13 protein-coding genes are annotated in these 12,990 nt (G+C 36.7%); 11 read left to right on the forward strand and 2 right to left on the reverse strand.

Going from position 1 to position 12,990, the window contains the following annotated elements; genetic code table 11:
* Positions 1-733: 3-keto-disaccharide hydrolase (locus E1140_RS07875; protein WP_246202737.1), on the forward strand; the 733-nt coding region annotated here is incomplete at its 5' end.
* 309 nt (positions 734-1,042) lie between these two features.
* Here E1140_RS07875 and E1140_RS07880 read toward each other — a convergent pair.
* Positions 1,043-2,551, reverse strand: coding sequence for a glycosyltransferase family 39 protein (locus E1140_RS07880; protein ID WP_185153478.1), 1,509 nt, complete (start codon positions 2,549-2,551; stop codon positions 1,043-1,045).
* Between the two features lie 280 nt (positions 2,552-2,831).
* Here E1140_RS07880 and E1140_RS07885 point away from each other — a divergent pair, with 280 nt between their 5' ends.
* From E1140_RS07885 to E1140_RS07915, 7 genes are all read left to right on the forward strand, one after another.
* The gene (locus E1140_RS07885; RefSeq protein WP_343034181.1) at positions 2,832-3,668 is read left to right on the forward strand and encodes a 3-keto-disaccharide hydrolase; all 837 of its coding nucleotides are present in this window, start codon (positions 2,832-2,834) and stop codon (positions 3,666-3,668) included.
* Between the two features lie 304 nt (positions 3,669-3,972).
* Positions 3,973-5,070, forward strand: a complete 1,098-nt coding sequence (locus E1140_RS07890) for a hypothetical protein (RefSeq protein WP_155181365.1) — start codon at positions 3,973-3,975, stop codon at positions 5,068-5,070.
* A gap of 305 nt (positions 5,071-5,375) precedes the next feature.
* Positions 5,376-6,125: a CPBP family intramembrane glutamic endopeptidase gene (locus E1140_RS07895; protein WP_155181368.1), complete on the forward strand. Its 750-nt coding sequence runs from the start codon at positions 5,376-5,378 to the stop codon at positions 6,123-6,125.
* A gap of 205 nt (positions 6,126-6,330) precedes the next feature.
* On the forward strand, positions 6,331-6,843 hold the full coding sequence (locus E1140_RS07900) for an RNA polymerase sigma factor (RefSeq protein ID WP_155181371.1): 513 nt from the start codon (positions 6,331-6,333) through the stop codon (positions 6,841-6,843).
* Complete coding sequence (locus E1140_RS07905) at positions 6,824-7,417, forward strand: hypothetical protein (RefSeq protein WP_155181374.1); 594 nt, start codon at positions 6,824-6,826, stop codon at positions 7,415-7,417. Before E1140_RS07900 ends, E1140_RS07905 begins: the two co-directional genes overlap by 20 nt.
* A 103-nt stretch (positions 7,418-7,520) precedes the next feature.
* On the forward strand, positions 7,521-7,937 hold the full coding sequence (locus tag E1140_RS07910; protein WP_155181377.1) for a BLUF domain-containing protein: 417 nt from the start codon (positions 7,521-7,523) through the stop codon (positions 7,935-7,937).
* A gap of 159 nt (positions 7,938-8,096) precedes the next feature.
* Positions 8,097-8,657, forward strand: coding sequence for a hypothetical protein (locus E1140_RS07915; protein ID WP_155181380.1), 561 nt, complete (start codon positions 8,097-8,099; stop codon positions 8,655-8,657).
* Here the strand turns inward: E1140_RS07915 and E1140_RS07920 are convergent, their stop codons facing one another.
* Positions 8,658-10,133, reverse strand: coding sequence for an aminopeptidase P N-terminal domain-containing protein (locus E1140_RS07920; protein WP_155181383.1), 1,476 nt, complete (start codon positions 10,131-10,133; stop codon positions 8,658-8,660).
* Between the two features lie 184 nt (positions 10,134-10,317).
* Here E1140_RS07920 and E1140_RS07925 point away from each other — a divergent pair, with 184 nt between their 5' ends.
* The 3 genes from E1140_RS07925 to E1140_RS07935 all read left to right on the forward strand — a co-directional run bounded on the left by E1140_RS07925 (position 10,318) and on the right by E1140_RS07935 (position 12,825).
* Complete coding sequence (locus E1140_RS07925) at positions 10,318-11,220, forward strand: LpxL/LpxP family acyltransferase (RefSeq protein WP_155181387.1); 903 nt, start codon at positions 10,318-10,320, stop codon at positions 11,218-11,220.
* An 80-nt stretch (positions 11,221-11,300) separates the two neighbouring features.
* Entirely contained in the window at positions 11,301-12,152 is an 852-nt protein-coding gene (locus tag E1140_RS07930) for a helix-turn-helix domain-containing protein (protein WP_155181390.1), read from the forward strand.
* Positions 12,153-12,279: 127 nt separating this feature from the next.
* Positions 12,280-12,825, forward strand: coding sequence for a carboxymuconolactone decarboxylase family protein (locus E1140_RS07935; protein WP_155181393.1), 546 nt, complete (start codon positions 12,280-12,282; stop codon positions 12,823-12,825).
* Positions 12,826-12,990 lie beyond the last annotated feature (165 nt).

Genomic DNA, 12,990 nt, shown 5'->3' on the forward strand with positions numbered 1-12,990 from the left:
TTATAATGGCGATCAGCCTAAAGATGAACAAGGCAACCTAATCGAGCCAATTGGTGCCAACAAAGATGAGTATGGGGTATTTACTGTAATAGAAGAAAATGGTCAGCAGGTACTTAGGGTTAGTGGCGAAATATATGGTTGTGTTTCTACTAAGCAAGAATATGAAAATTACCACCTTAGACTTAAAGTAAAATGGGGCGATGACATATATCCTCCACGAGAAAAGCTGCTTAAAGATTCTGGCATCTTATATCATTCTATTGGTGAGAATGGTGCTGAGTACTGGCGATCCTGGATGATGTCGCAGGAATTTCAGATCATGCAAGGGCATTTCGGTGATTATTGGTCGCAAGCCACCTCAGTTATAGACATAAGAGCTTACCCTCCAGAATATACTATGAGTGCTGTAGCGGACAAAAGTCAACCCTTCCTATCTATAGGTTCTGATGAGGCTTTAGGTGGGTATTGTATGCGCAGTACCAACCTTGAAAAACCTCAAGGCGAGTGGAATACTTTGGAATTGATATGCTTTGAAGGCAAGAGCTTGCATATTGTAAATGGAGAAGTAGTGATGATTTTACAGAACTCCAGATATAAGAAAGATGGCAAGCAAATTCCGATGACCAAAGGCAAAATACAACTGCAAAGCGAAGCTGCTGAGGTGTACTATAAGGACATTCAAATTCGTAATCTGGATGCTATGCCAGCTGAATATATTCAATATTATAACTGATCTGAACGTTCACTCAAAATACCCTCCCCCGGTCTGTTCGTGGGGTTTCCTTAACATGCCAGTCTATTGGCAGACAAGCCAGAACAAATCCGGCAAGGGGTATTGATTATTTTAGTTTTATTTACTGTTAGAAACACCGCATTAAATGAATATAAAGTCATATGATCGACATATTATTATATTCTCTGTTTCTATTTAGTTCCTATTTTGAAGACGACTATATCCCGACATATGAGAATCATTCCGAGAACTAAACATACATCAGTAATTTTATTCAGTTAATCCACTAATCCTCAATCAGTAACAATTTTACATTTTATCAACTAAATACACTTTTGCTCCTTCAGCTTCAAAATAATCCAATTGTTGATAGGTCGGTATTTTTTCATTAATATACTCAATTCCTTGTGGCGGGTACATGTGTGAAAATACAATCCAAATCCTGTTTTCAAGCTCATCAAATTGTTTTAAGAATTTGTCATAATTAACATTAGCAGGAACTCCAACAATACAATGATCCATATCAGTGAAGTATTTTTCTTTATAAAATTTAAATGCAGCATGACCTCCAAAATATATATATACAATATCATCCGGTTGCTTATTGTTCTTGACATATTCCAATACAGGTTTTATATCCTCTCTCATCATAGGATTAGCAAAGTAATCAGTTGTTTCGAAAAATATTGGGTAGAGCAAAAAGATTGATAGTATGATAGATGCTGCCTTCTTTTGCTTAAAAAAACTTGCTATAAATTCTATTCCCATAAATTCGAATAAAATAATCAATGGAATACTGTATAGCACTAGTCTTCCACCAAATGGATACATCTGGAAATAAGATAATACCAGATGTATAAGAAAAGGAAGAAATAAATAAATAAAATGCCATTTTGATTTACGGATAAAAACTGAAAATACACCCAACAGAAACAGCCAAAGGGCTAGATATTTTACGTCAGTAAAATTTGTTATAGTTCTAAATATCTCTTCAAAAGTAGTTTTAAGCCATTCATAAGCTTCCGAAGGTTGATGAGGTAAAAACGAGTTCCTCCAATATCTAACCATTCCATCTCTATGTGGATTATTCTTAATGAAGTTCATATAATATGGATAGAAACTTATCAACCAGAAGAGGTTACTAGTTACAATTACAAGAACTTTACGTAGGTTAAATTTACTTAATGTTGGAACCCAGAGAGCAAATCCTAAAGAGAGTAATATTATAGGTGTAATGTTTGAAAACCATATACTAATGGCACCAATGAGACCTAGTCCAATAATCGGCCAAAAGCTCTGATTTCGATAAACAAATCTGAAGAAAAACCAGAACAGCAACAGAGCAACAAAAAGGTCTGTCATATATTGCTTTAGTTCTGAAGAAAAGTAAGTGAGCGTTAGGGGTAAAATAAAAGCAAAAGCTATTACCAAGCCCCACCTCTTTGTTAGTAATACCCTCACCAGATCATAAAGAAGATAAATCGATGCAATAGAAGCTAGAAATGGTATCAATCGTAAAGCATATTCATTCATCCCAAACAAATTGGCCATTAACTTTTCTGCCCACAAAAATCCAATGGGTGCTACTTGCTTGTAATCCAATGGTTCAAGTAATTGCTGAAATCCACGAGTTTTGAGATTATTAGCAAGAAAGGCCTCATCAAGCCAAAATGAGCGATTGGCTAAGAATTGGCGGCCCCGAATAACAAGCCCAAAAATGAGAATTGCTATCAAGTATATCTGATTAGAAACTTTTCCAAAAATTTCAGACAAGAACCCATCTGACACATAATATGATACGCGTCTTAATAAATTCATCATTTTATACTTCAACCATTCCATAACTTATAATATTAGTTCATTTCGCTTAATAATCTAGTTGTGAGGTACAATTATAATGTGATGCCAAGAAACTATGGAATAAGTACTAGTTTATTTGTGTGATCTTGCAGAACCCCTGAAACATTAAAATGAAGATGCCTACCTATTGGCAGATAGGCCGGAACATGTCAGGTTAGAGTGTTCAATTATTTCAGTATTTCAGTACTTTAATGAAATAAAAATAAGCTCCCTCCTTTCAGTATTAATCATTTTTCTAGTGGCTATTTCTTCCTGCACAAAACAAAATGAAGACTGGGCAAACCTTTTGGATAAAAACCTTTCCCAATGGGATAACTATTTGAGCTATCGTCATAAAGAAGGGTACAATGGCGAGCAGCCTAAAGATGAACAAGGAAATCTAATTGAGCCAATTGGTGCCAACAAAGATGAGTATGGGGTATTTACTGTAATAGAAGAAAATGGTCAGCAGGTACTTAGGGTTAGTGGCGAAATATATGGATGTGTTTCTACTAAACAAGAGTTTGAAAATTACCACCTTAGACTTAAAGTAAAATGGGGTGATGACATCTATCCTCCACGAGAAAAACTGCTCAAAGATTCTGGCATCTTATATCACTCTATTGGTAAGAACGGTGCTGAGTACTGGCCGTCCTGGATGATGTCGCAGGAATTTCAGATCATGCAAGGGCATTTCGGTGATTATTGGTCGCAAGCCACCTCAGTTATAGACATAAGAGCTTACCCTCCAGAATATACTATGAGTGCTGTAGCGGACAAAAGTCAACCCTTCCTATCTATAGGTTCTGATGAGGCTTTAGGTGGGTATTGTATGCGCAGTGCTAATTTTGAAAAACCTCAAGGCGAGTGGAATACTTTGGAATTGATATGCTTTGAAGGCAAAAGTTTACATGTGGTGAACGGAGAAGTGGTGATGATTCTACAGAACTCCAGATATAAGAAAGATGGTGAGCAAATTCCATTGACCAAGGGCAAAATACAACTGCAAAGTGAAGCTGCTGAGGTGTTTTATAAAGACATTCAAATTCGCGACTTGGATACCATTCCAGTGGAATATGTTCAATATTGCAACTGATCTGCTCACTCACTCATAATACCCTCACCAGATCGGTTCAGGGGTCTCATAATAATAAACATGCTGTGATTTAAAGCAGGGTTTTATTACAAAAGTTAATAATGCACATTTTAAACTAAATTGTTAGTTTAAACTAATCTTTTAGTTATTATTGTATTACGAGATGACTACTGAGACTATGTATTTAAAAAAAACCTGTACACTACTCCTATTAATCATACTACCTACAAGTTTATCACTTTGCCAGGTTGCAATTAACAAGGTTGAAAAAATTGAGTTTCCTCTTAAGTATAAATTCTCTTCAATGATTGAAGAAAAATTAGCTCAAGATACTGTACCCTGGAAATATCAGTTATCTGCTTCCGATTACGCTTCAAAAAGTGATTACAAAAATTCGTTAATTCAATGGGATTTGGCAATGCACACCAGAGCTCATCACCTTTCTTCTCGTGAGCTAGATTCAATCAAAGGTGAATATAGAATAGCGAATGCCATCGACTACATCGCAGAGGAAGCAAAAAACAATCAAATTGTTATTATAAATGAAGCTCATCACAACTCTTACCATAGAGTCTTCACAAAATCTCTTCTCCAGAAATTGTACAGCCAAGGTTACACCAATTTAGGTCTTGAGGCCCTGGGAAATGGTGAGTATTTAGACTCAGCACTTAATACCAGAAAATATCCAACGCTCGAAACCGGCCATTATATAAAAGATCCGCAATTTGGAGCAATGGTTAGAGATGCCTTAGAAATAGGATACAATGTCTTTGCTTATGAAAATATAAATCATGATAATCCAAGAGAAATTGAGCAGGCTAAAAACATAGAAAAGGAAATTCTCGCTCATCCAAATGAAAAGTTTCTAATCCACTGTGGCTTTGACCATGTATTAGAAGGCAATCATAGATCATGGGGTAAGGCAATGGCAGGTAGATTATCAGAATACACAGGAGTCGATCCTTTAACAATTAATCAAGTGGTGTATAGTGAAAAAAGCAAACCTGAATTCAACCCCAATTTGCTCCAGGCGCTTGACATGAAGGAGTCTGTAGTATTGTTAGACAAGAATAATGCTCCATTGAAATACACCCGAGGTGAGGGATGGACTGATTTGATGGTTCTTCACCCAACCTCAGAATACATTGACAATCGACCTGTCTGGCTATTCGAAAATGGCAATAAGAACGTTTCAATTCAATTAAACGATATTGAAATTGAGTATCCAGTGATGATTTTAGCTTATAAACAAGGTGAAGATATCAATGATGCCGTGCCAGTTGATATAATTGAGAGAACCAACAAGACCGATGACAATAAAATGGCTTTAAAGGAAGGCGCTTATAATATTTTAGTTACTAATGGAGCCGATTCTTTTAAATTCGAAATTGAGGTTAAGTAATATTTATTCGAAAGATAAATTAAACTTTTATCATGGTATTAAAACTTTACTTGTCTCAATTAGACGTAGCATCGAATCCGCTTAAAGAAGAGACCCCCTTCTAGCTACAAGGAGACTTCTCAGTCTTTGCTCCTTCGAAGTGACGTTCCTCCCCGGACACGATCAATTATTTCAATTTTAGTTACATTTAAGTTAGAGTGGTTTATATCCGCAATAGTTTTTGGATATGTGCCACTAAAAAAGTAGTCAGGATATGTACAATGGTTCATATTCGGATGTTATGATCAAATTGAAGAAAAAAAAGAATGGGTGAAAATTATGAGAAAGCAATAAACACTCAAATTGGGAAACAATTGCACACTAATCGGTTCTTTAAAATTGGTGAAATATTACTAGTTTTTTTAGTAGCATTTTCCATTATCTGCTCAACTAAATCCCTGGTTGTGGGCAATCCAATTCTTAAACAAGCCATTGTCTGGATCGCTAATATTTTTATGTTAATTATTGTATGTGCAGGTCTTAAACTTCGTGGGCAAAGCTGGAAAGATTTAGGTCTGGGATTTAGTTCGTTCTCTTGGAGGTATGCTCTCAAAATATTTCTACTTTCTCTACTTGTTTTTGTATTAGCATTGATTGGCTTTATTATAGGTTCTATTGTTATGGCCAATATTACTGGCATTCCGGAAAGTGCCAATATGAGTGGATATGATTATATGAAAGATAATTTAGTGATGCTCCTTTTGACTTTGGTAGGTGTATATATTGTATCATCTTTCGGAGAGGAGGTCATTTATCGAGCTTTTCTTATAAACAGAATCTCAGAACTTGGACTAAGTCCGAAATATAAAACAACCTTAGCTATAATTCTTAGTTCAATAGTTTTTGGACTTGTTCACTATGAGTGGGGACCAATGGGAATTGTTCAAACTGGTTTCATGGGTTTAGCTCTTGGTATATGTTATATTAAATTTAAAAAAAGGCTTTGGATATTGATTTTTGCACATGCTTATATGGATACTATTCTAATGGTGCAAATGTATCTGGCAAGCAACTAGAAATTATAACAGAAAATATGTACTTAACACCCGCAAATACTGAATAACCATAAAATTCGCATATCTTATAAACTTTAGATTAAGACTGACAGCGATATGGCTACATCAGACTTTAGCCCATAACCTTGACTGCTAAAAATTAAATTTTTCCACCTTGTAATAAATCCTTACCTTCTTGTCACTACTGTGGTAAGCAAATGAGGTAATGACAGAAAACAAACAACATCAGACTTTCGATCAGTGGATAAAAAACTACAGGGCGCTCCTGTTTAAGGTAGTGCGGGTATATGCCCACACCCCGGCCGATCAGGATGACCTTTTTCAGGAGATCGCCATTCAGGTGTACCGTTCCATCCCCAACTTCAGAAGTGAAAGTGCTGAAAGTACCTGGTTGTATCGTATTGCACTAAACACTGCCATGCGCTGGTCAACCCGGGAGAAGAAGCACACCCACGGTCATAATCCTGTAGAAGATTATGAGTACCTGCTCAAGGCTTCTAACACTGAAAGAGACGAGCGCCTGGACTGGTTGTATTATGAGATCAGCAAGTTTGATGAAGTTGACCGTTCCATTACCCTCCTATTGCTAGATGGATTAAGCTATAAAGAAATGGCCGATGTGGTGGGTATTTCTGAGTCCAACATTGGGGTGAAAATCCATCGCATTAAAAAATTATTGACTGAAAAATCTAAAAAATATGATCACCATGGAGTTTGAAGAGTTACAAAAGGTTTGGGACAAGCAGAACAATGAGCCGCTTTATGTTATCAACGAAGAGGCGTTGCACCGCAGGGTTCAGTCCAAAAAAAGGGCGGCTGCCAAAAAGGCCAATTGGATGGAAATGATATTGATTGGCGCTAACCTACTTGCCGGTAGTATGTTGTTATGGGCAGTGCTTTTTAAAGGCAAAGAGCATGAGACTTTTATATATGTAATGATTCCGGTCATGCTACTGGTGCCATTCTATTTGCTTTATAAAAGGACTCAAAGAAAGAAGAGTGAAAATAAGTTTGAGCACACCCTACTTGGAGATATTGAACACGCCTTGTCCAATGCCGCTTATGCTGTCACCTTGTCCAGAACTTCTCAAGTGTACTTTTTGGGCATCGCAGCCTTAACAATGCTAAGCCTCATTTTTGATAAAGATGCATCCTTAGCTTCAATAATTGGTATAAGCTTACTGTTCCTCCTAACACTATATGCCTCCAGATGGGAGCACAACTTTTATGTGAATAAGAAAAAGGAATTAGTCAATCTAAAAGAGAAATTGGAGCAAGAAGTAGAGGCTTAATCCTTTAATAAAGGGGGCAAATTAAAACCGTAAAAGTTGAAATAGTTTTGAACACAATATTAAGTTCATTGTTTAAACATTGAACTTAAACTTTAAACAAAATATGCTATCACAACTTGTATACGTAAGTAACAGAAAACAACATTGCACGGAGGAGGAGATTGAGAAAATACTTGCGTCTTGCAAGAAGAATAACCCTCCTTTAAACATCACAGGCATACTTCTTTATTCCGATAAAAAGTTTATTCAGCTGGTAGAAGGTGAGTCAAAGGTAATCATGGAATTATATGACAAGATCAAAAAAGATGATCGCCATACCAACCCCATGATGATATCTCTTAGTCCCGTTAAGGAAAAATCCTTTCCGAGCTGGCACATGGGTTCAAAAAAACTCCCTGCAGGAAAGGTAGATTATAAAACAGATATCACCACTGAAGACAAAAACGTCTTTGAAAGTATATTGAATGGCAAAGAAGAGAATGGCGAAAGAGTGCTTAATATGTTGAAAAAGTTCTTTTAAGCGATATTCTGCACATTTATTAAAGGCCATGTTAACATGGCCTTTTTTCATCTACAATCATTATCAAAATCATAAGGGAAAAGATTTAAAGTAATCTGAATTAAAAAAAGGATAACTAAGGTGACGCTGTCCAGCTCTATTTTATTATTTTTAGCGGCTATGAAATTCAATTTATCGACTATTAAAAAATTCGGCTATGATCTTTTGCCAGTTGCCGTTGGTGTTTTTTTAGCACTCGTACTCAACAATGCGCAGCAAGTTTGGAAAGAAAGCTCTTTTCAGGAGCAGTTGCTAAACACTGTCTTTGAAGAAAATGAGGCAAATAAAAAAAGTATAACAGACCTGTTAGAAAAACAGAAAAGGACCATTGACACCCTAAACCACTATGCTAAAAATGAAGAATACACTGTCTTTGACTTAATTCAAAAAGTAAATGGTTTGTCCACACCAAACCTTGCCAATTATGGAGCTACGTATCTGCTGATCAACAACCAATCTTTGGTAGATGTAGAGTTACTTTTAAAGCTTGCTGAATTGGATAGTCAACTCAAAGTATTTCAACTTGCCAGCGACCAAATTGTTGATCAACTATATGAAGATCTTTACAATACTGACCAGAAAAGTAAACGCAGGATCAGTCTTATGTTAAGCGATATTAAGAACTACGAAAATAATATCATCACCCTTGGAGATGAATTTAACGCGCTTTACAAAAAATAACTAGTGGCCTTGCTCCAACTCTGGCAGCACAATTCTATCAAACGGGCTGGGCTGTGCCATCAAAGCTTCTATCTCTTCACTGCTTCTTGGTGCCCTATCAGAGAGCAACTCACAACCATCTTTGGTTATTAAGTAATCATCCTCAATTCTTACCGGTATATTCCACCATTTCTGATCAGCAGGACTGTTTTCAGGTATGTAAATCCCTGGCTCAATAGTGATCACCATATTCTCCTTCAGTACATCATACTCACCCTTATCATGCACATCTAACCCAATATGGTGGCAGCAACCGTGAGGGTAATACCTGTTTCTTCCTGTTTCTGGATTGATTATGTCTGCATCTGCAATAGATTTATAAATACCTAGCTCAACTAAACCATTATTTACCACTTCTTTAGTGGCATCATAAAGTGCAGAAAATTTAACACCTGGCTTACACGCTTTCATAGCAGCTTCCTGGGCTTCATAAACAAGGTCATAGATAAGTTTTTGCTCCGGAGAGAATTTTCCATTTACTGGAATAGTTCTAGTTACATCTGCTGTATAACCGTGGTACTCAGCACCTAGGTCCATAAGGATCAATTCCCCATCTTCAATTTCTGCTTTGTAATTATCGATGTAATGCAACACACAGCCATTGTGCCCCGCTCCTACTATACTATTATACCCTTCATACTCTGCTCTGTATTTTCTAAAAATGTATTCATGCAGTCCTTGAATTTCCATTTCCGACAAGCCCGGCTTCATGGCTTTCATCACTTCACTTTGTGCCAATGTTGAAATATCAACGGCCTTCCTTAGCAAATCCAACTCTTCGGGCTGCTTAATACCGCGCATTTTTGTCATTATAGTGTTGAGCTCTACCAAGTCGATTTTGCTCTTCTCCGGCTCAATAGATAGGTCTTTAGAATTATAACCAACCTTTTGTTTAAACTGACTGATCAGCTCAAACAGGTCGCCTTCTTCATTATGATCTCTTACATCATCTTTAAACTGATAAAACATCACCTTATCAAACTGCGAAAAATCAAGATTAAAGTCTTTAAATGATGGTCCCTCGAACGCTACTTTTATGTCCAGCTTATCCTTTGCTCCTTCTTTACCCAGCCTAGCCCCATCATACAATTCTTTAAGCGCATTATGCTGACGTACAAATATTATTTCATTGGTCTTATTAGTTCCAAATTGTAGTTCATCTTTAAATACCAACAGCAATGCATGTGGTTCCTTATGACCTGTTAGGTAATAAAATTCAGGATCCTGATGGTACATAAAGTCAGTATCATTGGCCCTGTTTCTTATAGGATTTGAAAAGAATACGGCTACTGAATTATCAGGCATCATGGAGCGAAGTGTTGTCCTGCGTTCCTTATGGAAGTCAGACTTTAGTAAGTCGTTTTCATATTTTGTTTGCGCAAATGAAATAGTAGCTGCACTTAAACAGATGAAACCAAGTAGTAATGCCTTTTTCATAATTATAAATTTGATACTAATATATTCTAACGTCACAAGAGTAAAAACCATCTAGGGATGAATGGACTATTAGTGATAAATATGGTACCATTGGTTTTTGTTATTATCAAAATCGCCATAGTTGGTACCAAGGCTTAATCGATTGCGAAAAAACGGTTAACTTGCGGGTCAAAATTTTAACATTGTGCGGCTCGTATATTATTTAGTACTACTCCCTTTAAGCAGGCTACCCTATTTCATCCTCTATTTTCTTTCGGATGTTATGTACGTAGTGCTATATAAGGTTCTTAGCTATCGTCAAAAGGTTGTAAGAACCAATCTGGTGAACTCATTCCCAGAAAAAAGTAAAGCCGAAATCAAGGCCATTGAAACTAAATTTTATCGTCATTTTTGTGATCTGATTGTAGAGTCTATTAAGGCCTTTAGCATTACAAAAGAAGAAGTCAATAAGTGTATCTCTTTCAAAAATCCTGAAGTGATGAACAAATTCGCTGATCAGGGTAAAGATGTGGTACTGGTAGGTGGTCATTATAATAATTGGGAAATATTTGCCGTTGCCATCGATGAACCTATAAGTTTTCAACCGATAGCGCTTTTCACTCCTCTGACCAATGCTTTTATGAATGAGAAAATAACGAGCAGTAGGTCTAAATATGGATTGTGGATGAAGCGGTACCCAGAGGTGAAAGAGATATTTACTACTCAAAAAGACCTACGCAAAACCGTCATTTTTGGTACTGATCAATGCCCTAAAAGGCACCAAAGGCCTCATTGGATGGAGTTTTTGAATCAGGAAACTGGTGTTCAGTTTGGCTCTGAAAAATTTGCCAAAGACAATGACTTGCCTGTTATCTATGCAGTGATACAAAAGGTTAAGCGCGGAGTTTATGAGATTGAAGCTCAGGTTGTTTGTGAAAATCCAAGGGAGTTACCTCATGGAAAAATCACTGAAATGCATACTAAAATGCTAGAAGACGATATCAAAGCGGACCCTGCCTACTGGCTTTGGACACACAAACGTTGGAAGCGCAAAAAGTCTGACTTCATAAACCAGGAAGAAGAAACAATTACAACTGACGGAAATTAAAAGACATAAAGTCTTCTATCAGACATTTACGACTGACCCTTTTGGAGTAAACTTTTGTTGATTGAAAAAATCAACAGCAAATGGTTTACACTTTTAAAGGTAAAGAACTGGGTTCCTTTTTTGCGCTAAGCACTGACTATGCCACCGAAAGAGATGAGTTTAAAGGGTACGATAACCTTATCAATATCCATTGGAACAGAAATGACGTACCAATTCATCTAAGCATAGATAATGTTGAACAAGTGTTGTTTCCCAACCAGCTTACAACAAGTACTTATTTACAAAAGCTGAGTTTTAAAAAGGGTGAACCTCCTTTAACAAGCTTCTCCTTCAATAGAGAATTCTATTGTATCATAGATCATGATCAGGAAGTGTCATGTAATGGTGTTATTTTCTTTGGCGCCTTTGATATCCCAAAAGTCACATTGGAAGGTAATGAGATAGGTAAATTCGAAGCGCTATATCAGGTGTTTATAGAAGAGTTTAAAACCAGAGACAGCATACAGGGCGAAATGCTAATGATGATGCTCAAACGTTTAATTATAAAAACCACTCGCCTTACCAAAGAACAGAAGATTGGACAGCGTCTTGACGATTCGCAAGTTGATATTGTAAGGAAATACAATGTACTGGTCGACATCCATTTCAAGACCAAACATCAGGTGAATGAATATGCAGAAATGCTTTTTAAATCTCCAAAGACACTTTCAAACCTATTCGCAAAATACAACCATAAAACTCCTTTGCAGATTATCCATGAGCGCATTGCACTGGAAGGCAAGCGCCAACTCCTCTATACTGACAAAACTGTCAAAGAGATTGCCCATGATCTGGGGTTCCATGATGCGGGTTCTTTTCATAAGCTTTTCAAGAAAATTACCGGTCATACGCCCAACGATTTTAAGAAATCTACCCGTTTATTGGCCGCATAAACAAACATTAGGAATAATCGCCAGTCAATAGGGAAATACTGCCCATCACCAGAGGCTGCAGCTGCCGTAAAATTGTACTGTTAACAAAAACAGAAATCAATTTTTAAAATTTAAAGTACAAGTTATTATGGCAACTCAATTTAATGTTCCAACCAGAGAAGAAGTAAGCGAAAACAATAAAGTAATATTCGATCAGCTTGAAAAAGGTGTAGGCTTTGTTCCTAACCTATACGCTTCTTTAGCTCACAGTGAGAGCGCACTTGGCGATTACCTTACCTTACAAAACAGAAGAACTTCCTTAAAGGCAAAAGAAAAGGAGTTGATTAATCTGGTAGTTTCTCAGGTTAATGAATGTCCTTATTGTTTGGCAGCGCACACTGCTATAGGTAAGATGAACGGCTTCAGTGAAGATCAAATTCTAGAGATCAGAACAGGCAGAGCTACTTTTGACAGCAAGCTTGATGCACTGGCACAGTTTGTAAGAAACATCACTATCAATAGAAGTAAGCCAAGTGCTGAAGCTGTAGAAAATCTATATGCAGCGGGGTATATCAAAGAAAACCTGATTGATATTATCATTATGATTGGTGATAAAACGATTACCAATTTCTTGTATGGAGCAACTCAAATACCTGTAGACTTTCCAGCTGCTCCAGAGCTAGTTGAAGCGTAATAAAAATTGAATATCAGTTATTATGATAATTGATAAAATGGATTGCGGATCAAGTCCGCAATGACAGAAAACCTTCTTCAATTTGTCTTTCCGGCCTTGAGCCGGAATCTAAAGAAGATGGAATAAAAAAACTGAATAATTATTAAAAAATACAATCATGGAAAA

This window comes from Fulvivirga lutimaris (assembly GCF_009711525.1).
Classification (GTDB): Bacteria; Bacteroidota; Bacteroidia; order Cytophagales; family Cyclobacteriaceae; genus Fulvivirga; species Fulvivirga lutimaris.

Excerpts from the sequence above, each read along its gene's own strand:
- E1140_RS07905 (WP_155181374.1), top strand. The coding sequence starts at position 6,824 with ATGATCACCATGGAGTTTGAAGAGTTACAAAAGGTTTGGGACAAGCAG.
- E1140_RS07910 (WP_155181377.1), top strand. The coding sequence starts at position 7,521 with ATGCTATCACAACTTGTATACGTAAGTAACAGAAAACAACATTGCACG.
- E1140_RS07890 (WP_155181365.1), top strand. The coding sequence starts at position 3,973 with ATGATTGAAGAAAAATTAGCTCAAGATACTGTACCCTGGAAATATCAG.
- E1140_RS07895 (WP_155181368.1), top strand. The coding sequence starts at position 5,376 with ATGGGTGAAAATTATGAGAAAGCAATAAACACTCAAATTGGGAAACAA.
- E1140_RS07915 (WP_155181380.1), top strand. The coding sequence starts at position 8,097 with ATGAAATTCAATTTATCGACTATTAAAAAATTCGGCTATGATCTTTTG.
- E1140_RS07880 (WP_185153478.1), bottom strand. The coding sequence starts at position 2,551 with ATGAATTTATTAAGACGCGTATCATATTATGTGTCAGATGGGTTCTTG.
- E1140_RS07935 (WP_155181393.1), top strand. The coding sequence starts at position 12,280 with ATGGCAACTCAATTTAATGTTCCAACCAGAGAAGAAGTAAGCGAAAAC.
- E1140_RS07930 (WP_155181390.1), top strand. The coding sequence starts at position 11,301 with ATGGTTTACACTTTTAAAGGTAAAGAACTGGGTTCCTTTTTTGCGCTA.
- E1140_RS07900 (WP_155181371.1), top strand. The coding sequence starts at position 6,331 with ATGACAGAAAACAAACAACATCAGACTTTCGATCAGTGGATAAAAAAC.
- E1140_RS07920 (WP_155181383.1), bottom strand. The coding sequence starts at position 10,133 with ATGAAAAAGGCATTACTACTTGGTTTCATCTGTTTAAGTGCAGCTACT.